Raw genomic sequence first — 24,007 nt, 5'->3', positions numbered from 1 at the left:
ACTGGCACTGGCACTGGCACTGGCACTGGCACTGGCACTGGCACTGGCACTGGCGAAATGCCGCGGCACGCGCTTGCTGGCAAGCCCCTCAAAAGCTGGAGGCCACATAAATGGAGCATACCCCCCTACCCGCCTACACCCCCCAGCGGGGTTTAAAACGCCCGACCGCTCGCGCGCCAAAGCCATAGTGGCCCGTGTAGACGGCATACTCCTACCGGCACAAAGCTCCGCACCTGTATGCGCGTAGGCACGGGGCAGCCCTGTAGCCCCACCCCACATGCTTGGCGCACTCAGACACAAAGTAACCAAGACAACATGACCCATTGCCCTTTTAAACCCGCCATAAGGCCGTTTTGCTGCCATGCTTGCTCTACCACCACACCATATAAACCCCTAACGTGAGGCATAAGCGCACCTTGCACCAGCACCGAAAAACGCCAAGCAGCCTCTCTTTTTGCCTTTAACCGCTTTATTTTGCAGAAATTTGACAAAGACGGCTTGACGCTGCCGCAAAACCCCTTTAGACGGAGCCTCAACAACGCCTCTGTGTCCCGTTCGTCTAGAGGCCTAGGACACCGCCCTTTCACGGCGGCAACACGGGTTCGAATCCCGTACGGGATACCATACGTCTATAAGGCATTGATTTTTCAGCAAAAATCAAACTTGTCTTCCCTCACTGTGTAACATGTCTGTGTTACATAAGGGACGCCAATTTTGCCTACACCCTACATGGTGAGACGACACCATACCTGGTATCTCAGACTGCGTGTTCCTGCTGACCTTTCCCCTGTCGCTGGTCAGCATATTGTTCGTTCCCTCAAAACCAGTGATAGAACAGTCGCAAGGGCAAAAGCTCTCGGACTGGCTTCAGCGTTCAATGGTATCTGGATGGAACTCAGACAAAGACTGGCAGAAAAGCTTCAAGCCTATTTCAACAGGGAAATCCCTGTTGATGAGATGAAAGCCTTTGTGCATGAACACGCTTCAGAAATCGAAGCCATGCCAGAGAACGTCAAAAAACATTTCTCCGACTGGCTCAACGTTGTCATGCAACGCAAGACACAGGAAGCTCAGGACGCCCGCGAGAGTGCTGATATGACAGCAACCCTTGCAGATATGTGGAAACAGGCCAAACAGCAGGGAATGCTGGAAGGGATGGAAAAAGCCATTTCCCTTGGTGGACTGGCAACACAGGCTCCCCCTGCGCCCTCTATCCTCCCTACTCCATCAGCAAGCACAGAATGCTCTGAACCATGGACAAACCTGATTGAACGTTTCCATGATGATAATCCGGGACAGACAGAAAAAACACGTGTCAGCTACCGCATTACCTTCACACAGTTTCAGGAAATTGTTGGCAATAAAGCCCTGAACCTCCTGACCAAACAGGACATTAAAGCCTATGCGGACTGGCTGAAAAACAAGCCTTCCTTACGTGGGGGAACATTGGGTCATGGCACGATTGTCAGACATCTTGGGGAAGTAAAATTTTTTCTGAAATGGTGCGTCCAGTCCGGTCTGATTGAGGATAAAGGCTTCGCTGATGTCAAAGCCAGAGCCAAGACCCAGAAAGAAAAACTGACCAGACAGGAAGAGGTTCGCAGGGCTTTTACCAATGATGAACTGAAACAGATTTTCAACAGCCCCCTGTTTTCTGGCTACCATAGCAAGCACTTCAAAAGCAGACCCGGCCACCAGACAAAACGTCTGACTGACTTCTGGTTTATCTGCGTTCTTGCCCTGACCGGTGCCAGAATTGGGGAAATCTCTGACGTTCCTGCCAAACTCTATGACCTGGAAGGTATTCCATGCCTGGATTTACGCCAGACAGGAACAAAAACAGGAAACAGCCCCCGTCTGATTCCCATCCTGCCAGAACTGCGAAAAATTGGCTTTCTTCACTATGTCCAGAAACAGGCCCAGGCTGGTCTGGGGTTAATGCAGTCACGCAAAGGGGAAGTTATCAAGCCTGAATCATGGTCAAAGCGTATCAACCGTTACCTTGAAGATATTGGACTGACAGACAAAAGCCTTGTGGCTTATTCCTTCCGTCATACCTTCAGACAGGCTTTAAGAACCTCTGACCTGAACATGGAAATCATCAATAAAATTTTTGGACATGAAACGGATTCTGTTGGGGCTGGCTATGGTTCCAACCTTTCCAGAGGGGAAGCACAGGCTTTTCTGGATAAGGTGAAATACCCCATTTTCCTTGACCATCTGGCAGACAGGAATGGGGTCTTCCTTAAATAGCATCCTGCCTGATGGTTTCAAAAATACTGGTCTGGCGTGTAAACTGGTTTTTCTGTTGCATAGCCTGAACACGTCTGACCAATGTGGCTAAAGACACACCCGCAATGTAAGACGCATGTCTGTAGCTTTTCCCTGATGCTAAAAGGTCCAGAGCATGTTGCACCTTGGCAGAACTGGCTTTGGGTCTGCCTATGGGACGACCTGTTTTCGTTCCATATTTCTGGGCATGGTCTATGCCACTTCTGATGCGCTCATTAATCGTCTCGCGTTCATTCTGGGCAATGACAGACATCAGCAGATAACTGACACGGCTTGACCTGTCTGACGTATCAACCCCTTCTGTCAGACTTCTGACTGTTATTCCTTTCTGGTCGAACTCTTCTAAAAGCCTTGCCAGATGGGCTGTTCGTCTTCCAAGCCTGTCCACCTTCCAGACTGTCAGAACATCCCCCTTGTTCAACAGGTTCAGCAAACTGTTTAACTGTGCTCTGTCTTCTGTTGCACCGGAAATGACATCCATAAAAATTCTTTCTTTGGGAATCCCGGCTTCCAGTAAACGACTGACCTGCATATCAGTGGACTGGTCTCTAGTGCTGACACGTGCGTAACCATAAATCATTGCACACCTCCAAAGACGTGCAGGGCTGTCACTCTGTCCGCAAGGAAATAGCGGGCCAGATAATCTCCCAATGCATAATCATCAGGCAAGTAGCTCTTCAGGATAGAAGCACAGCTACAATCAAGGTCACGATTGAAATAGGACAGGCGATTTTTGCCATCTCCCTTTATTATTTCAATGTCCCGTAAAACACCTTCCAGAAAAGCCACTATGAAAACGGGTAACTGGTCTTTGCCATATTTTTCAATAATCTGTGGAGCCAGCACATCCAGAATATTCTGGATGGTATCAGAATGATATAAATCCAATAATTTATAGGCTTGTTCTTCTATCGTGCCTTCAAGCTTGTTGCTTTTGGGATATGTCGGGAATTCACGCAACGCGGAAATATAGGCTTCCTGCATTGTCTTTGTAATTTTAGATGATTGCAGGAATGTCCTGTAGTCTTTGACATATCCTGGTGCGATGTCATCAAACCCCTCAACAGGGGAAAAAATATGATGGACGGTCAGGTTTCCTGTGCGGAATGTAATTTCACTCATAAAATGTCTCCTTAAATTGTTAATCAGGGATTATTTTCTAAAATACTTTTGAATATACAATATTGAATACGATTTTCCCTTTGTATATTCATGTTAAGGGATGTGTATTCAAAAAGTCAAGTTTTTGAAACAGCCTATATTTCGAAATTATTCATCAATGTATAATATAATAATTTTTGTATATATACATTGGAGGATTTTAAATCATGATTTTAACAAAGGTAAAAAATGAGATTGGTGCAACAGCCATAGAATATGGGCTTCTAGCCTCTTTGATTGGTGTTTTGGCTGTTAGTGGCATGTCCGCAGTTGGCGTGAATTTATCAAACACCTATTGCACAATATCCAAACATCTTGGTGGGTCTGGTGAATGTTCTGGTGGTAGTTCAAAAGAGACAGGTGGAAGTGGAAGTTCTACTGGTTCAGGAAATAGTAATACTGGAAATGGAGGGAATGGTTCAGAAACTTCCATTGCAACAGAAGATGACATGGATAATTTGAAAAAATCTTTGGTGGATGATTTCGATGATAGTTATTTAGATAGAAGTTTGGGAGGAAATAGTAATTCCGATATATGGTCATTTATTAATCCAAAAAATGCCTTATCCTTAATGAATGATTACAATGAGAAAAATCCAAATGATCAAATTACACATGTATTTGGTCTTTATGATAAATCAACTAATCAACCTATAACGTCTTGGCAAAAAGCTTCTGAAGGTATTGAAAACCAGATCAACGGGAAAAATGCTATTGAAACGGGAAATTATCATTCTTCTTCAATAGAAGTCACAACACAAAGTGGTCATGTATATAATATCAATAGTGAGGATAACACAATGACAAAACAACTAATGAAAGGTTCATAATAAAAAACCACCAAACCGCTTTTAGGAGGGGGTTTGGTGGTCACTTATGTCGCTACAACATAAAATTATTATTTAACAACAAAATGATAATGTCAAGAAAATAAATTATAAAAAGTTCGATTTTATTGCATATTAGCAAATACATTTATTATTATATAGTTAAGGCATCATAAGTATGTGATGTTCAATATTAATATTTGGAGGATTTTTTCATATGAAAACTTTAATTAAATCACGCAAAAATGAAGTCGGGGCAACCGCTATCGAATATGGTCTGATTGCTGCCTTGATTTCTGTAGCAATTATTGCTGCTGTCTCTACAGTCGGGACAAACTTAAAAGATGTGTTCACTAATGTTGGCACGACATTGGCTGAAGCTTCATCTGCTGGTTAATCCACAGAATCAATCACAGGGCTTTAACGGGGAACCTTTCGAGGTTCCTTTTTTTATGGGTTTCACATCACATCTTCAAAGTGTTTCCATGGTTTGCAACGTCTGAATTAGTCTGTTTCATCCATGTCATGGCTTCATTGGTCTGTTGGAGAATTTTCGCATTTTCCGCATCCATTTTCCTGTTCTTCCAGTTTGTTAATTTGTCTTCCAGATAATCTACATTTTTGGAAATCATTCGTGTCAAAAAGTCTTTTCCATGCAGGTTCAGGAAAGACTCAAACGTGACAGGAATCCTGTCCTGTTTCTCATGAAGCTTTTTATAATTTTCATAGGATTTTGTGTATAAAAGATAGCTCTGGAACAGCACTTCGTCCTGCTGGTCATCGCTCATCATGTTCCATGTCGTATCACTGATAGGAGCAGGAAGCCCAAAATTAATGGCAACAGGATAAGGCTTGTTCCTGATGGTCACAGAGCCACCAAAAAACAGGCTTAGAAATAGTTCCACCAGCAAAAGCAGGATGTTGCTGTCAATGCTGTTGTTCCATTGGTCAAGCCAGTATCGCTGGTCTTTAAGGTTCTGATAGGCCCTGCGATAAAAATACCAGTCTTCCTGTTTTGCCTCTTTCAATCTGGCTTTGATATCCCTGATATAATCCGGGGTAATAAGAACAATATGGGATAGACTGGCAACGTGGATGACACTTCTGTTCAGCTTTCCAGTGCTGATAGTCTTTGCAAAATTTTCCCCTGTGATGACAGGATTTGAACCTGTTGCTGTGCGATGGTTTCGAGTAACTGCTGTATCTGGTCGATGGGTGAGGGTCTGTCTCCTGCCTGGTTGCTCATCAGGTCGAGAATGTCCTGTGTGTTCCTGTTCGCTCCATAGGCTTCCTGGTAGGTCTGCTGGTATAAAGAAATTCTCTTGTCCTGTTCCGAGTTCTGGAAGTGTTCTGTCATTCATTTTTCCTTTCTTCTGAATGTCTGCATACAATGGGAGGTCATACCCCCTGACGTAGTCCACAGCCTGTTTTGCTGTGATTTTCAGAGGTTTCCCCTCTGCTTTGGAGGCCATGTTGACCAGCCTGTTCAGCGCATGAACATTGCCCGTCTGGTCTATGACAACCGGCCCCTTATCCCCCATAGCCAGATAACAGCCATGAGCCTTTAACTGCTCCTTGAGAACATCCGGGTTATAGCCCTTCCAGCCTTTGAGAGTGATTAAAGCCAATCCAGCTTTATCAACATGGGTGCGTTCCTGTTGGGCACGTTCCTGGGGCTTCAGTTTCCCTCTGGTGCGTGTTCCTTCCTGTCCTGCATCCCTGAGTAATTGGGCTTCTGCTTTTTTGCCCTCTGCATCCAGAGCCTTGATAACCGCATCATTATGCCTGCCGGACAGGATAGGTTCTCCTGTGCGTATTTCTGCCAGTCGATTCAGCTTCTCACGTCTGATGAAATCGTTATCCATTCGGATACAGGAGCCAGATGGAAGCAGAAGGGAATAAACCCTGTGCTTATGTTCCCTGCCATGTTTGACATGCACAACTTCAGTGAAGGGCTGTTTCTGGAGAGAAAATTCTTTTTCGTAATCCTGCCAGAAATCAGCCCATTGGTCTGATGTCCAGCCTTGTGCGGGGTCTGCATGAACATGGTGGAGAGGTTTGGAATGGCTGGCATAACGGCCAATACTGGTCAGTTCCTTAATCTGGTCTTTGGTGCCCGTTTCAATCAACCCACGTGATGCACCAACCATGACAGCATCATTCTGACGCTTGTAGTCCAGAAGGTGACGCCATAACCCTGAGCCACCCTTGCCACGCGTAGCCCCGCTAATCATTATTTTCCTTCAAGCTTCTTGCGGAGCCTGTCCAAATTACGCACAGCATCACGCACATCAGGGATAAGGGTCTCTGCTTCAGCATGAGCCATGGCATGACCCTCCTGACGTGTCCTGATGGCATATTGAACCAATGCTCCACACAGTTCAGCCGTGCTTTCCCTGAGCCTGTAGAGTTCCTTGATGTATTCCGGCTTGGGAGGAGCAAAGGCTTTAACGCTCTGCTTTGGAGGCAATGGGTAGGATAATGTGTCAGCCATGGTGCGACGAACAAGACTGTTTGCAGTCACATCCTGCTGTCTGGCCTGTTCTGTTATCCTATCATACAGGTCATCATCCAGACGGACTAAAAGGGAATGGTTCAGTTTTCTTTTTTCACTCATGAAATGGGTCTCCTGCTTAAATGGGGGTCAACGGGGGAAAAGTATTTTCCCCCTTGCCAGATTACCGAGTGTAGCAACGCGGATACTCGGTATGCCTGGCTATAATCAAAAGATAACAAAAGGGATGGCAAACAAGATGAGAAAAAAGACAATAAGAAGAAAAGGTATTTTACAGGTAAAATACAGGTGCTTTACATAAAATGTGTTACCAATGCGAACACGAAAGCATAATTTTGTGTTGATGTAATTTTACAAAAATAGGGGAATAGTCAACATAAAACCCTGTTGACTATGAAGGGGAAAACATAAGGAATGGTCAAGCGGGAACGCTGTTGACTGTTTCCTGATTTTTCTGTTGGCGTGACTTCCTGCGAACAACCTTACTGACAGCATCCTTGAACGCATAGGCATGGTTTTTGAGTTCTGCGAGGTCTTCAGGATTGTCCTGGATAACATCCAGTAAGGTGCCAAGGTCCTGGAAGATGGAAGGAAGGGTTGTAATCTGTCTTCTGACACGTTCCCTGTTTACGGCTTCACTGGTGACACGCCACCATTCCAGAACCTCTGCTTTTTCCTGCGCGGTGCATTTATCCAGAATGGCACTTGAAACCATGGAATAACGGCAGGGGAAAGAGCCAAGGGTTTCCTTGATGGCTCGCTTCTTTTCAGGGTTGTATGTCCAACGACTGATTTCCCATTTGGGTGTGCCTTTATTGTCTAATAATCGAAATTGCATATTAAAATCTCCTTATAAAATGGCTGAAAACTCCTTGTGAATTTTTTCTGTTTTAATGGTTGGGGGTAAGAAAATCAGCGTTTCTTTTTTGTGATTTCCACGACAACAGGGGCTTTCCTGTGTGGAGCCTTTGGGAGTGTCAAAGTCCTGCGTTCCGGTTTCTGAGCATCAGTCTGCTGTGTTTTCTGCTCCTGAGCCTTGGCTTTCTCTTTTCTTCGCTTTTTGTTTTCCATGGACTGAGCAGAAAAAATGCCACCATCAGGGAAAATATTGAACAGCCATTGCTTGTCCGTGCCATCCAGATTGGCTTTGTAAAAAGTCAGTTTGTCATTGCCTACATAGCAATACATCTGCTTCCCATCATCCAACGTGACGCAAAAGGTCTTGTCAGACTTGCCTCCCTCTGGTGTTGCTTCAAAAAACGCATTGCCTTCATTCAGCACCTTTCGTTCCTGAAAATTGAGCAGACCAAATGATGTAAATAATGCTTTTTTGGCTTTTGCCATAATAGTCCTCCTTTAAATTATGTTGCTGTATTTTTAAATATTAACATAATATTAAACATAAATGCAAGTATAATATTAATCTATATTTATAAATATCGTATTTTATTATTAATGTTGAATGGTTGTTATGTTTTTTATGGAATGGTCAACAGGATTTTGTGTTGACTATGAAAGGAAAAAACAGTGTGTCATTCAACATAAAATACTGTTGATGAATGGGGAGAAAAAGGAAAAACATCCCAAAAACCAGAGAAAGCCACGGTTCTGGTATAATCTCGGTATATCCATCACGCGGGATAGTATGAAAAACATGGAATAAGACACATGGAACAATAAAACACCTTCAGGGGGTAGGATTATATGCCTGAAGGGTCAAACGGTCATAACGTGGCAATTCTGCGCGTTTACCACTGAATGTGCGATTATATGTAGGGACAGACCAGTATCACAAAAAAGCCAAATCGATACTTTGGTCAAAAAATCAAAAAAATCCCCCCAGACCCCCCTGTCCTATGGGACCTAAGATTAAACCTACTTACCTACCGGAAGAGGGCTTCACTTCGTTCATTGCCCTTTTTTATTCTTTTCAAGCGTGAGACAGTTTCTTTTGTAGCTTTTCCTTTTTATCGCTACACTCTGTTCCGCTATTAGTTTTTTTGGTTTCTGAGCAAAACGCTTTAATCCACTGCTTTCTAGGATGTGCGTTTTGCTGGTTGTAAGGTTTCTATGTATAAAAATTATTGGAAACCCGCAAAGCGATTAATCACAGGGCTACGCAGATTATATGTAGGGACACACCTGTCTCATTAATAACTGATATTACGCATCAGTCATATAGGACACTAATTTTATGTAATTTTGTAAGGCTGATGGTTTATTTATTCGTATTTCTCTTATGTATGGTTGAAATTTATTATAATAGTAGAGTAAATTACCTCGCAAAGAACTCTTTACAAAATCATAATTAATTTCCCCAGAGAAGACACAGATCGCAATAAATTCAAAATAGTTCAAAATATATTTAACAGATTGAACAGATTCTCTATCTTTTTCATCAGGCGATGCTTGAGCCGTTTCGATGCAACTCATCGTAATAATTGGATGTGCTTCGTTTCCAAATTTTTGATTTATTTTCGCAAGATGTTTTGAAAACTCAGCATTTGAAAATCGAGTGCCAATAAGATTAATAGTATGTTGTATTTGGGAGTTTCGATGCGAAACGTTAGATGAAATTAGCCAGCCAATAGCGGCCATGATGCCAGCGATGATGGCAGCAGCGACAGTAATGAAAGGGGTGCAGTCTGTAAGAGAGCAAGACGTTTGTAATTTCTCTACAATAAAAAAACAGTCAACTCCAAAAAATATCACTAATAAAAAAATAGTAATATAGCTAAAATATGAAATTTTTCTACTGGCCACTTTTATTTTTTCTTTTTCGCGGCAATTAAAATTATTGAGAATCCTGCTACCATCGTCAAGAATTTTATTTGATACGTACTTATAATTAAAATATTCTGTATCATTTAGGTTATATCTTGTTTTTATGTCCAATTTCCCCGATATGAATTCGGATAAAATTTTCTTTCTATCTTCCATGTTAAATCTAGACATATTTCCTCACAAATAAAGAGGGTAGATGCAACGATCCACCCTCCCTTATACTCAGGCGTACTTAACGTAAAAATTAACACTTAAGCCTTGTGTTAACCTCCAGGGATATCCTCATGATACGTCATCATAGTGCTCTCCATCTTGAAGTTTTGAGTATTTCTACGCTACTTAGTTCGTTTTCCTGTGGAACTGAGAACAATTCCAAAAACTTAGGACTGTTAGTGTGTGGAATTAACACTTAAGCCTTATGTTAACCTCCTGGGATATCTTCATGACACATCATCATACTGTTCTCCATCTTGCAGTTTCGGATATTTCTACATAAGGTTAGTTTTATCTTATTTGTGAAACATATAGAAAAGTAATTGTTTCACATTATTATTATACTGGAAATGACAAATTTGTCAAATTTCAAAATGTCAATTTTGTGTTTACACATTTGTGACGAATTTATTTTTGGGAGAAATTGCGATAGTAAGTTGCGCGAGAGACACCTAATGTAACCCATGGTTTAGTGCGATATAAATTGTTTTTTCCTAACCATTCCATACGCTCCATAACACCTGCCTCTCTGCGTTTGTGCATGGTGTTTTCCCTGTCTCTCCTGCGTTTCTCGTCCTTGTCGATTAACACCTTGAGATTGAAATTTTGCATGTCATCAGAGGTAATGCCAAGCCTGTCGATAATGGTCTGTGTTTTGTAGCGATAAGCCCCTTTACGATGAATCCCGGCCTCCTCGTTCCTTTTGCGTTCTTCTTCCGTCATATTGGCAACCTGCTTCGCTTTCTTGAGCAGAGAGGAAGAATGAGCCAGCAGGTTCCTTTTGTCATTCACATAGGATGCTGGAAGGATAAGACCAGCCCATGTTTTGATTTCCGGCCATAGCTGTTGGGATGGGATGATGTTGCCAAGCATGGAAGCCCCGATATGGGCATACATGTCAGGGCCAGCCACATGCCCGGATTCCTCACAATAGGGAATGACACCCCCATATTTTTTGTCAGCAATGGTCCTGATGTCCTCAACAACACGCCAGCACCAGTCAAACCTGTTGAATGCCTTGCGGTTGCCAGCTTTGAGCCTTTCCCTGGCTTTCTCACGTGCCAGATGGATGACCTGTCCCTTGGCTTCATAGCGTTCTTTCTGGGCTTCCCTCCATTCGCGTATCTGCTCCAGGGAATAGGGCAGAACCTCGTCTGCAAAATCATCAAAGACATAGGTGATGGCGTGACCATCCCTGTCAGTCTGATGCAATAGTTCCACTGGCTGGTTGTTCTTGCTGTTTAGGGTTCCCACAACACGCAGGATTCTGGATACGTCCACACAGGCCGGGTCTGCCCCAAGAGGGGCAAACAGGGACACAAGCTGTTTGTTGAGGGCTACAGCACGTCCTACAGCTTCTCTGGGGATAGGTGAGGTCCAATACCATTTGAGATAGATGCCACGCCCTGATGAGATAATGGCAGAAGGAACAGGGATGAGATTGTCATCACAATAGGAGAGGATGCTTTGCACCTTCTGCTGTCTGGTCATCCAGTCGGGAAAGAACTCTGTTTTGTAGCAGTCGATATCCACATAGGCATGGGTCATGGTTTCTATGAACAGGGCACGTCTGCATGGTCTGGAAAAGAAGCCCTGAGCCATGTAGGTATCTCTGTCATTGGCAATATGGGACAGGACAAACTCAAGCTGATCCAGCCTGTAGGCTTTCTGGGTCATATGCCCATTATTGATACGATTGAGAGTAAAAAAGGCTTGCCCGTTATAGGGTAATATTCTGTCTTCACTTGGATCTGTATAAATGTCTTTCTTTAAAATTGCGCCCATAAAATTTTTCTCCTTAAATATGATGGAGAAAAATTACCAAAAACAACATTTTTTACTTGACTAATTCATTTAAATATTACATAATCAACTTAATAAAACGTAGTAAGTGTTTTTGGGGGTCTTCCTCCATCGTGGTTATGAAAGTCAGATGTTATTGCATCTGGCTTTTTTTATTAAAGCATATTTATTTAAAAAACTCAAATAAAATTTTTTATTATTGATTTTTACATGCTATATAGACTTTTTATACATTCGAATATGAGGCTAACCTACAGAAGTAAAATTTCACAAAAATAGATTATTCGATATAATATTATCCCAGAAAATTATGGATACTATAAGATGAAATATGCTCTGATCCTTAACATCTTGTTTTTATTGATATTTTCCCTGAATGAGAAAGCATTTTCAGAAGGCATCTCGGTGCAGGCACTTACATCTGATGGCCCTTGGGTTGTATATCAGAGTTATAATGATGTCCTTCTTGATAACCGCATTACAGATGTAAACTGCAATATTCAAAAGACCACTGATAAGCAGACTATCAATATTTCAACATCTCCGACTAGGGCAATTTCTCATGCATGGCTTTTGACTTTGAGAGAAGATGAAATGGAAGATAGGACTGGTGAGATATTATCTGTACATATTAAAACAGGGGTAGATGACGTTGATAAAATATTAGAAAAACAACCTTTTTCTGCCATACAAAGACTCCATATTTTACGAATAACTCTTACTGACGACTTGATATCAAAAGTGGTTTCTGGGTTAAGAAAATCCGGAAAAATATTATTAGAAACTGATAGAGAGACGTTTTCTGTTAATGGAGAAGGATTTCTAACGGATATAAATCGTTATGAATTTGCTTATTGTCTGGCACAAGATATTTCAAAAAAACCTCAATGGTATTCCATAACCCCTCCCGGTTTAAATTAATTATAAATGAAATTTAATCTACAAAATTGAAATCAATGATGAGTCAGAATACAGGTTACTTACATCTCTTTCTTAGTTAGTTCCTTCTAAAGGAATATATCTTTTACAATCGGATTACCTAAGTTTAACTGGCTGTTGAACCATTACGTGGAACAGCCAGTCTTTCTTGCCTGTGTTCCTGTCATACTGGTTGGACAGGGCTATTTAACAGGGAAGGAACATATGGAAGACACTACGAAAACATGGGGTATCAGGGGGATTTCTGCTGATGTCCGGCAAGCTGTCATTACACAGAGCCAGAAGCAGGGCATGAAAGCCGGAGAATGGCTGACACTGGCTATTCTGGAAAAAATCAGACAGGACAGAAATGCAGGCAAAGCCTTGGTCGCTACCAATGGAAAACCTGCTGTCAGTGCAGAGGATGCCTCTGCTGTTCTGGCTTTGCTAGAACGTCTTCAGGGAATGGGAATTGAACCTCCTGACAGAATGAAGAAGCAGGCAACCATGCTGGTCAGGAAGTGCATAACATCAGCCAAGAGAGGTAACGTCTGACAAAAAATTTTCGGACGTGATTAGATGGTTTCCTGTCCCATTGGTTCATCATCCATGAGCAATTCATGCTTATGCTGTTCAGGGTCAAAACGAGCCAGAAGGTCATTAAGTGTCGAGGTGGTTGATTCGGAAGGAACCTGACATCCCTCAGTGTTATTACGCTTTGTCATTCTGTTACCATACGTCATAGGTCGCTTTTTAGATACAAAATTACACATACGCAGGATTATGCACCTATGCAAAATTTTTAAGTCTTAAGCTTTGCCAGTTAAAAATACCTGTGCTACATATGTGTAACACAGTGACTAAAAAACAAGATTTTGTGATTTTTTGTTTATAAAAATCAATATGTTGTAGGTTTTGGTAAAAAAGCTCCCGTACGGGATACCAATTTTTCCAATGACTTAGCGTTGTGGTCGCGGAATGATTGACTGCTTTTGGGCCCACCTCGGGCCCATCGCCAAAAAAGACGATAAGCACATGGTCCCAATGGGCCCATGAATAGGCTATGCTGGGCCCAAGCGAGGCTCACCATGAAAGACCAAATCTCTTCTGCTAAAATTGACCCCGCAACGGGTCGCCCCCTCCCCGCAGGCGTGGAGTATCGCGGCAAGGGCCAGTATCGGGCCCGCAAGCGCATCACGGGCGGCGAGCGGATCCATCAAACCTTCTCCACGGCCAAACTCGCCCGCCGCTGGCTGGACACGACGTCCGCTAAACTGGAACTCGGACAGTTTGAAGACACGCGACCACTAGAACGCCAGACCGTCCATGAACTGGTCGACCGTTATGTGCGCGAAGAGATGCAGACCCGGGAGAATGATCGCAAAGGTCACATCCCCGCTATTCTTCAGGACGAGATCGCGCAGCTTGCATTGGTCGATCTGACCTCCACAGCAGTCCGTGGGTTCCGGGATCGGCTGGCTGAGAAATACAGCGCTGCGACGGTGGTCAAACGCCTCAACCTGCTCGCTGCGATCTGCCAGCATGCGATCGCAGAGTGGAACCTGCCTTTCTCAAAAAACCCGGCTGCCGCAACGGCGGTCAAGCGACCCACTGGCGCAGACAAGAAACGCAACCGTCGTCTCATTGGTGATGAATACGACCGCCTTCTGGAAGCCATGGCACTGTCCCCTTGGTCGGACGATGCCATATTCGTCCAATTCGCCATTGAACAAGGCACCCGACGGGAGGAAGCCCTGACACTCCGTTGGCGTGACATTGACTTTGATCGTTATGCCTTGTCCTTGGGAAAAATGAAGACCATGCATCGTGCTATGGAGCGTGGCCCGGAAATCCGTCCTCTGACACCCGGAGCCGCCCGCCTGCTTCGGTCCCTTCAGGCACAACGCAAATCCGCCCGGCCCGGAGATCTCGTCTTTGATATTGGTAGCAAAGATGCTTTTTCGGTCCGGTTCGGACGTATGACGAAGAAAGCTGGCCTTCGGGACCTCACCTTCCATGACCTTCGGCATGAGGCGACAAGCCGCCTCGCACGGATTTACACCAACCCACTCGAACTTCGTCGCGTGACAGGTCACAAAGATATCAAGTCCCTGGACAGGTACTACCAGCCTCACACGGAAGATCTGGCCGCCAAAGCAATCGCGTATGAGAAACGCAACTTTGCCGACAAGGACTAGCGTTTCCGTCAGGCTGTCAGAAATGACAGCCTGATCAGAGCCATAAGAAGGAGTGCTGCTATCACAAGCCAGAAACTAAAATCCGGACCAAAGACCAGACTCTCCCCGCGACCCCGACGCTTTTTCCGGATCTGCTTTCTCTCTGTTTCCAGAATCTTCCGCTCAATAAAATCATCAAGCGCCGCCACCGGAAAACACCGCACGCGACCGATTTTCACAGACTGGATTCCCAGCTCTTCATGCTGGTTCCGTAGCGTCCCTTCTGCAAGACCAATGTATGCCGCTGCGTCAGAGTAACGCAGCAGGCCACGAAACTCTCTTTCAGGAACTATACTTTTACCTGAAGACATAGCACATTCCGTCCTGTTTTGAGGATATGGTCAGAGATATGCGCTGGCAGAACGCACTTCCCAGATTCCATTTATCCACTCTTGTATTGAACATTCCCTCAGCCTCCTCGATGAGAAACTGGCCTCAACCGATGGCTGGAGCCTGAACATCGAATCAACCACCACTTCCACTGGTCTGTTCAGGGTATGAGACCTTCCTGAAACAGCAAGACGGTTTTTTCGCAATTTCTGACACCGTTTGGCTCCACTCCGGATACCAAAACGGATGTCGTGCGCTACCATTCCTGGCGCGGGAGTTCCGCTTCCGGTCACCCCACGCCTCAGACATCGGTCCTTGTCCTTAGAGCGACATCTCTCTGTCACGCCCGTCGTCAGCGATCCGGTCCACCAGAGACTGGCAGAGTGCCTTCAGGTCTTCCGGACGCGCCAGAAGGTCGAGAAAGATGCAGACTGGGGTGATGCCAACACGGCGATAGAAGGCTTCACGCCGCTCGAAGCGCTCCAATCCCCGCAACTCGTGGTCGTTCCGGGTAATGCGGTTGGGTCCACAAGAACCAATGACCTCGATAAAGCAGGCAGCACTTCGCCTGCGCAGTGTCAGGTCCGCCTTCTCCGCCCCGAGGTCAGCCATAATCGGCTGATGGAGATCGATTTCCATACGACCACATGCTGCGCAGACGGGCCGCCATATTGATCCGCACCGACTTCACCGCGTCCTGCCTTTCCTGCTCTTCCGGTTCCACGACTGGCCATGAAACGGCTTCGAACAAAGGCAGCATGTCCCGGTCGATGAACTTACAGCCCTCGCCGCAGTAATAAACAGTCCGAATCAGACCTGAAAGCACCAGCAATTCCTGCATCTCAGGGCTGTGGATAAGTCTGCTTTTTGGGGGGAAACTTCGCGCACTGCCGTTGGGAAGAAAAAAGAGGGGGGTAAAAAACCGTCACTTTTTTTTCCGGATTTGGTACATGAAATACAGGGCAAGTGCCTTTTTTTGCCCCCGCGTGGTTGGAGGGGGGTGTGGCGTGTTACGGTGTCGCATCGAAAAGGGAGCCAAATTTATTCGGCGATAGAGGAAAGAAGAAAAGAGAAAAAGCGTAGCGATTTCATATGCATCCAAAGGGTGCGTATGAAATTGCGGTAGCGTGCCCTCCAAACCGGGAAAATGGGGCGTAGGGAAGATGAAAGGGGGGTATCGGGCGTCTCTTGGGAAAATTCTGCCGGCAAGAAGGTGAATCTGGGGAAGTGTAAAGGCATATATGGACGGAGAGGCTGTTTTTTTGAGGCTATGATGGTGTGCGGGAGTTTTCGGTGGTGGATGTGCGGAGCGTCCGTTGCGTCTTGTTGTAGCCCTGTATAGGGGACGACAGAGTCATGTAGATTGCCTTAGGGTGCGATCTGGCGCATTTTAGGGTGTCTGGGCTGGTGTGTTATTATTACCGCAGTATGGCCGTGTGTTTTGTACCACAAAAAACCGAACACTGTTGTAAAAAAGGGTACTTTTGGGATTAAATCCCAAAAGGCGGTTTTCAGTATTGAGGAATATCAATAACTTAGAGTTTCGAGGCCGGAATAAATATGACTAAAAACACAGCCTATTTTGAGTGTTTTTCCTACGTTGATAAGTCTGTGGATATTTTGAGAATAACTTTGTAGTCCGCCGATCAATACACAGGCTTTCATGGGCCGCCTGCTCAGATTGGCGATGGCATTGTCGAGGCTATGGAAAGGCATGGCGCGCTGCCGTGAAGGGCGTTTGCTGCCCAAGGAGGACAACATATCCGATTATGCAGTCACCGTCACACGATGTTCGGTTTGACTATATCTACTTTATGACAGAGACTATTTTTGCGGATGGGATCGCGATAAAGGCCTGACGAATGAAGGAGATGGTGGAACAAACTGGCAATTTTGCCTTTCTGGCAAAAGACGCGCCAGAACTGGCCAAACTGGGTCGGCTCGCCGAACATTTCTTTCTTCTCGATCCGTCAACATCTCTCATCAAAACGAGACAGTTCGCTGAACTGACGGCCAAAGACATCGCCGCCAGGCATGGTGAACTACCCGACACGCGCGCTACCTTTGACGATGTCCTTCGAGTCCTTCAAAGGCGCGGATTACTGCAACGTCAGATTGCCGACCTGTTTTTTCATATTAAGCGTGTCGGCAATACAGCGGTCCATGAAAACGCAGGCACACGTTCTGAAGCGCTTGAAGCGCTTAAAATGGCCCGGCTGATCGGCATCTGGTTCCATCAGGTTTACAATCAGGCCCCCAATTTCCACGCCGGACCGTTCGTCCCGCCCCAGTCGCCGGAAGACGCGACACCGGCTCTGCGTGAGGAAATCGAAGCACTTCGCAAAGCTGTCTCCGAAAGTGCGGATGCCGAGGCCAAAGCCCGAATGGCCGCGCAGGAAGCCATCGCTGCACAGACAACCCTCCGGGAACGCGCAGCCAAGGAAGCTGAAGACCGCGCATTCTGGGAAAACTATGCCGCCGAGGCGGACCGGGAACGTCAAACAGCCGAACGCACTCTGGCGCAGGTGCAGGCTCAGGCCGTCGCCTCGCCTGTGGCAGAACTTTCAGATCTGGCACAGATGGCCGATCAGAAAGCGCAGGAACTGGAGATCGACGAGGCAACTACGCGCGTGCTGATTGATGCGCAGCTTCGTGCCGCAGGCTGGGAAGTGGATAGCAAGACGCTCCGTCATGCCAAAGGCACGCGCCCGGAGGCCGGACAGGCGATTGCCATCGCGGAATGGCCGACCGAAAGCGGTCGCGTCGATTATGCGCTTTTTATTGACGGTCAGGCTGTCGGCGTCATCGAAGCCAAACGCACGATCAAGAACGTTGCAGAACGCCTCGGACAGTCCAGACGATATGGTCGGGATATTACCCTCACTCCCGAACAAAAACTGACTTTCACGCCATCAGACGATGCCACAGCATTTCGCGTTCCGTTCATATTCGCGACCAATGGCCGCCCCTATTTCAAAAAACTGGAAACCCTCTCGGGTATCTGGTTTTGGGACGCCCGTACCGGGGAACCCCAACGTGCCTTGATGGACTGGTTTTCCCCGCGTGATCTGACCGCAAAACTGGAGCAGAAGTTCAGCCCTGCTGATCTGGTAGATGCCGACCGCCAGTTAGGTGTTACAGGCCTGCGTGACTATCAGATTAAAGCAATTCATGCCGTCGAGGCAGCGATAGCCAACGGTCAGCGCCGTCTCCTCATCGCCATGGCGACCGGAACAGGCAAAACCCGCCTCGCGATTGCGCTGATGTACGAACTTCTCCGCGCCCAGCGGTTCCGGCGTATTCTCTTTCTGGTCGACCGGAAAGCCCTTGGAATTCAGGCGCTGGATTCCATGAGCAACACTGAAACCGCCAGCCTGCTCAAATTCGACAAGATCTTTCCGATTGCCGGCATGGAGAAGGCCATTCCCGACCTTGAGGACCGTGTGCAGGTTTCCACCGTGCAGGCCATGATCCGCCGTCTCTTTGATAACCCCGATGGCCAGCATCCTACACCTGGCAGCTATGATCTCATCATCGTTGATGAAGCGCATCGTGGCTATGTGCTGGATGCCGAACTGCGAGAAGACGATCTTGGTTTCCGCAATCTGGACGATTACCTGTCCGCCTATCGCCGCGTAATTGATTACTTCGATGCCACCCAGATTGCCCTGACAGCAACACCGGCCCTCCATACAAGAGAGATTTTCGGCCCCCCGGTCTTTCACTATAGTTATCGGCAGGCCGTCATCGCAGGGCATCTTATCGACCATCGGCCACCGCGTCGTATCACGACAGCCCTCAGCCAGACGGGTATCCATTTTGACGCGGGCGAGGAAGTTGCCGTCGTGGACTCCCGGACTAATCAGGTCGATCTCTTCGATCTTGAAGACGAGGTCGATTTCGAGGTCGCCGAGTTTAACAAGAAGGTCCATACCGAACCCTTCAACCGTGCGGTCGCCACAGCCATCGCCCTAGAATGCCCGCCGGATAAGCCCGGCAAGACGCTGATTTTCGCGGCCCGCGATACGCACGCCGATATTCTGGTCAATGCTCTCCGCGCCGCGCTGGCGGAAGAATATGGCCCCCAGCCGCATGATATGGTTGAGAAGATCACCGGCGAGGTGGACCGTCCGAACGAACGCATCAAGATCTTCCGCAGTGACCCACGTCCGAAATACGTCGTCACAGTCGACCTGCTCACTACGGGGATCGACATCCCCTCCATCGTCAATCTCGTCTTTGTACGGCGCGTCAACAGCCGTATTCTGTATGACCAGATGATCGGACGCGCCACACGCCGATGCGATGAGATTGGCAAGGAATATTTCCGTATTTTCGACGCGGTCGATATTTACGCTAACCTGCAATCCGTCACGGACATGAAGCCCGTGGTGGTCAATCCTTCCCTCAGCTTCGCAACCCTGCTGGGCGACCTGAACCGCGCCACCACGGATGAAGACCGCGCCTGGGTCCGCGATCAGATTGTCGTCAAACTGCGCCAGCGCGTCCGTCACATCGCCCCCGAATATGCGGCACCGCTTGAAGCCGTGCTCGGCCCCCTGACCGATCTGCCTGATCAGTTGCGTGACGCACCCCCCTCGGCAATGGCAGACCTGTTTGCCCAGCACCCATCGCTTGTGACCCTGCTCGACCATGCGGGAAGCCGCCCGCGCCCGAACGGTATCTATATCTCGGAACACGAAGACGAGCTTGTCTCCATCACCGACACATTCGGCAAGCAGGCCAGTCCAGCCGATTACATCGAAAGCTTCGAGACCTATATCCGCGCCAACATGAACGCGCTGCCCGCGCTGATCGCGGCAACGCAAAAGCCGCGCGACCTCACACGGCAGGACCTCAAGGATCTCGCGACCGCACTGGATGAAAACGGCTTTTCCGAAGCCAGTCTTCGCCGCGCTTACGGCACCGCACGCAATGCCGACATTGCCGCCCACATTCTGGGCTTCGTACGCCAGGCCGCTCTGGGCGACCCATTGGTGCCTTATGCTACCCGCGTGGAAAATGGTGTGCAGAAAATTCTGGCGTCCCGAAACTGGACGCCGAAACAGACCCAATGGCTGAACCGTATCGGTCGTGCCCTGAAAGACCAGCCCGTGGGCGATCCCGCTCTTTTGTCCGATCCGCTGTTTGCACAGCAGGGCGGCTTTGACGTGATCAACCAGACCTTTGATTCTGGCCTTGGTGATGTATTGAAGGATCTCAATGCTGCCATCTGGTCCGACGGATCAGAGGGAGGCCGAGCCGCGTAACAGGAAGTATCTGACGTATGAATCCCGCTGCCGATCTAGTGAACAAACTCTGGCGCCTCTGCGCCCTGCTCCGCAAAGATGGCGTCACCTACCAGCAATACGTCACGGAACTCACCTATCTGCTCTTTCTGAAAATGGCGTCCGAGCAGAAAGACGAATCACGCATTCCCCCGCAATACCGCTGGAAAACCCTGAAAACCGCCAACGAAACCGAAGTTCTCAAACTCTATCGGCAAGCCCTGATCGACCTTGGAGACGGGGAAAAGGTTTCTGACCGCGCCATCGTCTCCATTTTCCAGAATGCCGCGACCATCGTGCGCAATCCGGCGAACCTGCGAAAACTTATCAATGCCATCGACGAACTGCACTGGTTCACGGAAGAGCGGGATTCCTTCGGCGATGCCTATGAAGGTCTCCTCCAGCGTATGGCGGAAGAGACCAAACGCGGCGCTGGGCAGTATTTCACGCCTCGCGCCCTGATCGATGTCATGGTCCGTCTGATGCAGCCGGAAGCGGGCGAGATCATCGAAGACCCGGCCTGCGGCACTGGCGGTTTCCTGATTGCCGCCAATTTGCACATGAAGGCGGAGACAGACGATTATTTCACCCTGTCTCCCAAGCAACAGGCATTCCAGATTCAGGATGCTTTACGCAGCATCGAAAACGTCCCCGACACCTACCGCCTGTTACTGATGAACCTCTATCTGCACAGTATCGACCCAAACAATGTCGTGCTCGGCGATACCCTCAGCCCGACAGGGGCACGGCCCCAGTTCAAAAATGTCGATCTGATCCTGACCAACCCGCCTTTCGGCCCTGCCGGTGGTCCGCCGACGCGTGATGATCTGACGATAACCTCTACCGTGTCCTCCTACCAGCTTCCCTTTGTGGAGCACTGCATCCGCGCTCTGAAGCCGGGTGGCCGCGCCGCCGTGATCATACCCGATAACGTGCTCTTTGATGACGGACGGGGTAAGGCGTTGCGCCAGCGCCTGATGAACTGGTGTAACCTGCACACGATTTTGCGTCTGCCCGTCGGCATCTTCTACGCGCAGGGCGTGAAAACCAACGTGCTGTTCTTTACCCGCTCGGAAGACGAAGCGCCGGTCAAGGGCGCCACGAAAGCCGTCTGGATCTACGATGCCCGTTCCGGCGCACCATCCTATGGCAAGACCAATCCATTCCAAACCCGCGATCTTGATGAGTTTGTCAAAGCCTTCGGCTCAGACCGTAATGGACGCGCCAAACGCAAGGATCAGGGCGAGGAAGGCCGCTTCCGTCGCTTCACACGCGAGGAGATCGCGGCAAGAGGCGATAATCTCGATATTACCTGGCTGAAAGACACGACCGATCAGGTCGAAGACGGGCTGGAAACCCCGGAGGATATCGCAGCCGCTATCGAAGGCCATTTGAAAGCCGCGCTGGAGGAGGTCGCGGCGCTGATGGCGGAGCTTGAGGGCGGTGCGGTAGATGCTGACGCGGAGGCAGCGGAGTGATGTTGCCGAAGGGATGGGCGAAAGCAGATTTTGAGGAAATATTTGATTTCAAAGGAGGTTCGCAACCGCCAAAGTCAGATTTTTCTAGTGAGAAAAAACACAATTATGTTCGCTTGCTACAAATTCGAGATTTTGAAAGCGACGAAAAAGCCGTTTATATAAAAGACTTGTCTAAATGGCCCAAATGCTCCGCTGAAGATATTATGATAGGCCGTTATGGAGCAAGTGTTGGGAAAATTCTATCTGGAAAAGCCGGCGCATATAATGTCGCATTAGTGAAAATGATATTCGATTCTAATAAAATAGATAGAAAATGGGTAAAGAAATTTCTTGAGAGCACGCATTTTCAGGAACCATTAAAAGAAATCTCTAGATCGGCTCAAAATGGATTCAATAAAAATGACGTAAAAAAAATTCATGTTCTTCTACCCCCACTTGCCGAACAACGCCGCATCGTCGCCAAACTGAACAGCCTGACCACCCGCATCGCCCGCGCCCGGGCAGAGTTGGAGCGTGTTAGAACACTTTCTTTTAGGGCATGGAAATCGGTAATCAATCAGTCTTTTCAGAAGTTTAAGTGTGACAATGTACCTTTAAAGCAGATAGCTCAAATTACGGGAGGACTTACCAAAAACACCAAGCGTTCTTCTCTTCCATTGCAGGTTCCATATCTCCGTGTTGCAAACGTTTATGCCAATGAACTGCGTTTAAGCGATGTAGCTGAAATAGGATGCTCGGAAAAAGAATACAAAAAAACCAAACTAGAAAGAAACGATCTTTTAATCGTTGAAGGAAATGGGAGTATCGATCAGGTAGGCAGGGCAGCACGATGGAATGGCGAAATTGACGGGTGCACACACCAGAATCATCTAATTAGAATTCGCCCATATGAATCAATGTCATCGGATTTCTTGTTGTTTTTTTTGGAATCCTCTCCGGGGCGGAAATATATCGAGACATCCGCTTCGTCAACATCGGGCCTCCATACTCTGAGCATATCAAAAATTGGCAATTTTTTATGCCCGCTCCCGAGCCGCCTATTACAAGACGCCACCGTGAAATATTTGAATTTATGTCGTGATCGCCTTTCTAAAAAGCGAATAGAAATTGATCGTGCTCTTGCCCTCCTCGACCGCCTCGAAGCCTCCTTGCTCGCCAACGCCTTTCGGGGCGAACTCGTCCCGCAGGACCCGAATGACGAACCCGCCAGCGTCCTGCTCGACCGGATCCGGGCCGAACGTGCAGCGGCTCCCAAACCGAAGCGGAGACGCAAGGCATGACCGGAGAGCCACTGCTCCCGCCAGACAAATATCTTACCATGGGCGGGGATCTGACAAACTGCCTATGGGACAGCGCGGGCGATCTGTTGTTTTACGAAGATATGCCGATTACGGATGCTCTCAAGGCACGCTTGAAAGCATGGGAAACTGGGCAAGTGATTATGAAGACTTTTTGCCTCGGGAAAAGCGTGCGCCTTTCGATCTGGAGGGCTTTACTGCTTCCGGCCTTGATATCGCCCGCGCCCTGAAAACAGAATTGCCGGATTGGAGCATCATTTATTGTGACGAGTTCAAATGGCAGTATCAGAACGAACTTGGGCTCACGCCCGCCGAATGTGAATACGAGGTTTGATCCAGCCCATGGCCGTTCCTGATTACCAGTCTCTCATGTTGCCTGTCCTACGCCTCGCCGCCACGGGCATTCGTCGCGTACCGGAAGTTGCCGAAGTGATTGCGGACGAGTTTGCATTAACACCGGAAGACCGGGCCGCATTACTTCCCAGCGGCACGCAAAAATTGCTCCCGAACCGCGTTCACTGGGCCAGAACCTATCTGATGAAGGCGGGCCTGCTTTCTTCTCCCGCACGCGGGCAGTTCACAATCACCCCGACAGGCAGAGACCTTCTTGCCTCCAACCCCGCCACCATTACACGCGCCATGCTTGCGCAGTATCCATCGTTTGTCAGTTTCGTCGGGAACAAACCGGCTGGGACCGGCGAACAGGCAACCATGTCAGTGACGGCTGCCGCTACCGTGACAGAAAGCCAGACGCCCGAAGAACGTATTGAGTCCGCCCATACGGAACTGATGTCCGAACTCCGCTCGGACTGAATTGCCCCGGGTTTTGTGGAGACGGAACGACCCGAGAGGTAAGAAGGATT

22 protein-coding genes and 1 tRNA gene are annotated in these 24,007 nt (G+C 47.7%); 12 read left to right on the top strand and 11 right to left on the bottom strand.

Annotated features, from left to right (window positions below; translation table 11 throughout):
- Positions 1 to 548 precede the first annotated feature (548 nt).
- Together ABF821_RS12200 and ABF821_RS12195 are read left to right on the top strand one after the other, a co-directional pair.
- A tRNA-Glu gene (locus ABF821_RS12200) sits at positions 549 to 624 on the top strand.
- 90 nt (positions 625 to 714) lie between these two features.
- Entirely contained in the window at positions 715 to 2,253 is a 1,539-nt protein-coding gene (locus ABF821_RS12195; protein WP_415530157.1) for a DUF6538 domain-containing protein, read from the top strand.
- Here ABF821_RS12195 and ABF821_RS12190 read toward each other — a convergent pair.
- A complete protein-coding gene (locus ABF821_RS12190; protein WP_415530156.1) occupies positions 2,246 to 2,872 on the bottom strand; it encodes a recombinase family protein in 627 nt (208 codons plus the stop codon). The genes ABF821_RS12195 and ABF821_RS12190 overlap by 8 nt on opposite strands.
- Positions 2,869 to 3,414 (bottom strand): hypothetical protein, encoded by a 546-nt coding sequence (locus tag ABF821_RS12185; protein WP_415530155.1) that lies wholly within the window; start codon positions 3,412 to 3,414, stop codon positions 2,869 to 2,871. The genes ABF821_RS12190 and ABF821_RS12185 overlap by 4 nt, the downstream gene beginning before the upstream one ends.
- A gap of 206 nt (positions 3,415 to 3,620) precedes the next feature.
- Between ABF821_RS12185 and ABF821_RS12180 the strand changes: the two genes are divergently transcribed.
- Both ABF821_RS12180 and ABF821_RS12175 read left to right on the top strand, forming a co-directional pair.
- Positions 3,621 to 4,283, top strand: coding sequence for a Flp family type IVb pilin (locus tag ABF821_RS12180; protein ID WP_415530154.1), 663 nt, complete (start codon positions 3,621 to 3,623; stop codon positions 4,281 to 4,283).
- 214 nt (positions 4,284 to 4,497) lie between these two features.
- A complete protein-coding gene (locus ABF821_RS12175; protein WP_415530153.1) occupies positions 4,498 to 4,677 on the top strand; it encodes a Flp family type IVb pilin in 180 nt (59 codons plus the stop codon).
- Positions 4,678 to 4,744: 67 nt separating this feature from the next.
- On the opposite strand, the gene ABF821_RS12170 is transcribed toward ABF821_RS12175, so the two are convergent.
- The 6 genes from ABF821_RS12170 to ABF821_RS12145 form a co-directional block, all read right to left on the bottom strand.
- Positions 4,745 to 6,514, bottom strand: coding sequence for a hypothetical protein (locus ABF821_RS12170; RefSeq protein ID WP_415530152.1), 1,770 nt, complete (start codon positions 6,512 to 6,514; stop codon positions 4,745 to 4,747).
- On the bottom strand, positions 6,514 to 6,897 hold the full coding sequence (locus tag ABF821_RS12165) for a hypothetical protein (RefSeq protein ID WP_415530151.1): 384 nt from the start codon (positions 6,895 to 6,897) through the stop codon (positions 6,514 to 6,516). The genes ABF821_RS12170 and ABF821_RS12165 overlap by 1 nt, the downstream gene beginning before the upstream one ends.
- 316 nt (positions 6,898 to 7,213) lie before the next feature.
- Positions 7,214 to 7,633, bottom strand: a complete 420-nt coding sequence (locus ABF821_RS12160; RefSeq protein WP_415530150.1) for a hypothetical protein — start codon at positions 7,631 to 7,633, stop codon at positions 7,214 to 7,216.
- A 74-nt stretch (positions 7,634 to 7,707) separates the two neighbouring features.
- The gene (locus ABF821_RS12155; protein WP_415530149.1) at positions 7,708 to 8,139 is read right to left on the bottom strand and encodes a hypothetical protein; all 432 of its coding nucleotides are present in this window, start codon (positions 8,137 to 8,139) and stop codon (positions 7,708 to 7,710) included.
- 819 nt (positions 8,140 to 8,958) lie between these two features.
- Positions 8,959 to 9,735: a DUF4760 domain-containing protein gene (locus ABF821_RS12150; protein ID WP_415530148.1), complete on the bottom strand. Its 777-nt coding sequence runs from the start codon at positions 9,733 to 9,735 to the stop codon at positions 8,959 to 8,961.
- A gap of 465 nt (positions 9,736 to 10,200) precedes the next feature.
- Positions 10,201 to 11,577, bottom strand: a complete 1,377-nt coding sequence (locus ABF821_RS12145; protein ID WP_415530147.1) for a hypothetical protein — start codon at positions 11,575 to 11,577, stop codon at positions 10,201 to 10,203.
- Between the two features lie 342 nt (positions 11,578 to 11,919).
- Here ABF821_RS12145 and ABF821_RS12140 point away from each other — a divergent pair, with 342 nt between their 5' ends.
- The 3 genes from ABF821_RS12140 (at position 11,920) to ABF821_RS12130 (ending at position 14,711) form a co-directional block, all read left to right on the top strand.
- A complete protein-coding gene (locus tag ABF821_RS12140) occupies positions 11,920 to 12,516 on the top strand; it encodes a hypothetical protein (RefSeq protein WP_415530146.1) in 597 nt (198 codons plus the stop codon).
- Between the two features lie 147 nt (positions 12,517 to 12,663).
- The gene (locus tag ABF821_RS12135) at positions 12,664 to 13,068 is read left to right on the top strand and encodes a hypothetical protein (RefSeq protein WP_415530145.1); all 405 of its coding nucleotides are present in this window, start codon (positions 12,664 to 12,666) and stop codon (positions 13,066 to 13,068) included.
- 533 nt (positions 13,069 to 13,601) lie between these two features.
- Complete coding sequence (locus ABF821_RS12130) at positions 13,602 to 14,711, top strand: integrase (protein WP_415530144.1); 1,110 nt, start codon at positions 13,602 to 13,604, stop codon at positions 14,709 to 14,711.
- An 8-nt stretch (positions 14,712 to 14,719) separates the two neighbouring features.
- Here ABF821_RS12130 and ABF821_RS12125 read toward each other — a convergent pair whose 3' ends face one another.
- From ABF821_RS12125 to ABF821_RS12115, 3 genes are all read right to left on the bottom strand, one after another.
- Positions 14,720 to 15,061 carry a hypothetical protein gene (locus tag ABF821_RS12125; RefSeq protein ID WP_086613349.1) on the bottom strand — a complete coding sequence of 114 codons (342 nt, stop codon included), beginning with the start codon at positions 15,059 to 15,061 and terminating at the stop codon, positions 14,720 to 14,722.
- Between the two features lie 340 nt (positions 15,062 to 15,401).
- On the bottom strand, positions 15,402 to 15,719 hold the full coding sequence (locus ABF821_RS12120) for a hypothetical protein (RefSeq protein ID WP_415530143.1): 318 nt from the start codon (positions 15,717 to 15,719) through the stop codon (positions 15,402 to 15,404).
- Positions 15,685 to 15,921, bottom strand: coding sequence for a hypothetical protein (locus ABF821_RS12115; RefSeq protein ID WP_415530142.1), 237 nt, complete (start codon positions 15,919 to 15,921; stop codon positions 15,685 to 15,687). Before ABF821_RS12115 ends, ABF821_RS12120 begins: the two co-directional genes overlap by 35 nt.
- 1,021 nt (positions 15,922 to 16,942) lie before the next feature.
- Between ABF821_RS12115 and hsdR the strand changes: the two genes are divergently transcribed.
- The 5 genes from hsdR (at position 16,943) to ABF821_RS12090 (ending at position 23,957) form a co-directional block, all read left to right on the top strand.
- A complete protein-coding gene (gene hsdR / locus ABF821_RS12110; RefSeq protein WP_415530141.1) occupies positions 16,943 to 20,350 on the top strand; it encodes a type I restriction-modification system endonuclease in 3,408 nt (1,135 codons plus the stop codon).
- Positions 20,351 to 20,367: 17 nt separating this feature from the next.
- Complete coding sequence (locus ABF821_RS12105) at positions 20,368 to 21,846, top strand: N-6 DNA methylase (RefSeq protein WP_415530140.1); 1,479 nt, start codon at positions 20,368 to 20,370, stop codon at positions 21,844 to 21,846.
- The gene (locus tag ABF821_RS12100; RefSeq protein WP_415530158.1) at positions 21,846 to 23,126 is read left to right on the top strand and encodes a restriction endonuclease subunit S; all 1,281 of its coding nucleotides are present in this window, start codon (positions 21,846 to 21,848) and stop codon (positions 23,124 to 23,126) included. Before ABF821_RS12105 ends, ABF821_RS12100 begins: the two co-directional genes overlap by 1 nt.
- A 139-nt stretch (positions 23,127 to 23,265) precedes the next feature.
- Positions 23,266 to 23,478 carry a hypothetical protein gene (locus ABF821_RS12095; RefSeq protein WP_415530139.1) on the top strand — a complete coding sequence of 71 codons (213 nt, stop codon included), beginning with the start codon at positions 23,266 to 23,268 and terminating at the stop codon, positions 23,476 to 23,478.
- 8 nt (positions 23,479 to 23,486) lie between these two features.
- Positions 23,487 to 23,957 (top strand): winged helix-turn-helix domain-containing protein, encoded by a 471-nt coding sequence (locus tag ABF821_RS12090; protein WP_415530138.1) that lies wholly within the window; start codon positions 23,487 to 23,489, stop codon positions 23,955 to 23,957.
- Positions 23,958 to 24,007 lie beyond the last annotated feature (50 nt).

It is taken from the genome of Gluconacetobacter sp. (assembly GCF_047721585.1).
GTDB lineage: Bacteria > Pseudomonadota > Alphaproteobacteria > Acetobacterales > Acetobacteraceae > Gluconacetobacter > Gluconacetobacter dulcium.
This window is presented reverse-complemented; position numbering and strand designations above follow the sequence as displayed.

What these genes read in the sequence shown, in the direction of transcription:
- ABF821_RS12100 (WP_415530158.1), top strand. Translation starts at nt 21,846, where the DNA reads ATGTTGCCGAAGGGATGGGCGAAAGCAGATTTTGAGGAAATATTTGAT.
- ABF821_RS12090 (WP_415530138.1), top strand. Translation starts at nt 23,487, where the DNA reads ATGGCCGTTCCTGATTACCAGTCTCTCATGTTGCCTGTCCTACGCCTC.
- hsdR (WP_415530141.1), top strand. Translation starts at nt 16,943, where the DNA reads ATGAAGGAGATGGTGGAACAAACTGGCAATTTTGCCTTTCTGGCAAAA.
- ABF821_RS12105 (WP_415530140.1), top strand. Translation starts at nt 20,368, where the DNA reads ATGAATCCCGCTGCCGATCTAGTGAACAAACTCTGGCGCCTCTGCGCC.
- ABF821_RS12140 (WP_415530146.1), top strand. Translation starts at nt 11,920, where the DNA reads ATGAAATATGCTCTGATCCTTAACATCTTGTTTTTATTGATATTTTCC.
- ABF821_RS12150 (WP_415530148.1), bottom strand. Translation starts at nt 9,735, where the DNA reads ATGGAAGATAGAAAGAAAATTTTATCCGAATTCATATCGGGGAAATTG.
- ABF821_RS12120 (WP_415530143.1), bottom strand. Translation starts at nt 15,719, where the DNA reads ATGGAAATCGATCTCCATCAGCCGATTATGGCTGACCTCGGGGCGGAG.
- ABF821_RS12165 (WP_415530151.1), bottom strand. Translation starts at nt 6,897, where the DNA reads ATGAGTGAAAAAAGAAAACTGAACCATTCCCTTTTAGTCCGTCTGGAT.
- ABF821_RS12130 (WP_415530144.1), top strand. Translation starts at nt 13,602, where the DNA reads ATGAAAGACCAAATCTCTTCTGCTAAAATTGACCCCGCAACGGGTCGC.
- ABF821_RS12180 (WP_415530154.1), top strand. Translation starts at nt 3,621, where the DNA reads ATGATTTTAACAAAGGTAAAAAATGAGATTGGTGCAACAGCCATAGAA.
- ABF821_RS12115 (WP_415530142.1), bottom strand. Translation starts at nt 15,921, where the DNA reads ATGCAGGAATTGCTGGTGCTTTCAGGTCTGATTCGGACTGTTTATTAC.
- ABF821_RS12175 (WP_415530153.1), top strand. Translation starts at nt 4,498, where the DNA reads ATGAAAACTTTAATTAAATCACGCAAAAATGAAGTCGGGGCAACCGCT.
- ABF821_RS12190 (WP_415530156.1), bottom strand. Translation starts at nt 2,872, where the DNA reads ATGATTTATGGTTACGCACGTGTCAGCACTAGAGACCAGTCCACTGAT.
- ABF821_RS12155 (WP_415530149.1), bottom strand. Translation starts at nt 8,139, where the DNA reads ATGGCAAAAGCCAAAAAAGCATTATTTACATCATTTGGTCTGCTCAAT.
- ABF821_RS12160 (WP_415530150.1), bottom strand. Translation starts at nt 7,633, where the DNA reads ATGCAATTTCGATTATTAGACAATAAAGGCACACCCAAATGGGAAATC.
- ABF821_RS12095 (WP_415530139.1), top strand. Translation starts at nt 23,266, where the DNA reads ATGGGAAACTGGGCAAGTGATTATGAAGACTTTTTGCCTCGGGAAAAG.
- ABF821_RS12170 (WP_415530152.1), bottom strand. Translation starts at nt 6,514, where the DNA reads ATGATTAGCGGGGCTACGCGTGGCAAGGGTGGCTCAGGGTTATGGCGT.
- ABF821_RS12145 (WP_415530147.1), bottom strand. Translation starts at nt 11,577, where the DNA reads ATGGGCGCAATTTTAAAGAAAGACATTTATACAGATCCAAGTGAAGAC.
- ABF821_RS12185 (WP_415530155.1), bottom strand. Translation starts at nt 3,414, where the DNA reads ATGAGTGAAATTACATTCCGCACAGGAAACCTGACCGTCCATCATATT.
- ABF821_RS12125 (WP_086613349.1), bottom strand. Translation starts at nt 15,061, where the DNA reads ATGTCTTCAGGTAAAAGTATAGTTCCTGAAAGAGAGTTTCGTGGCCTG.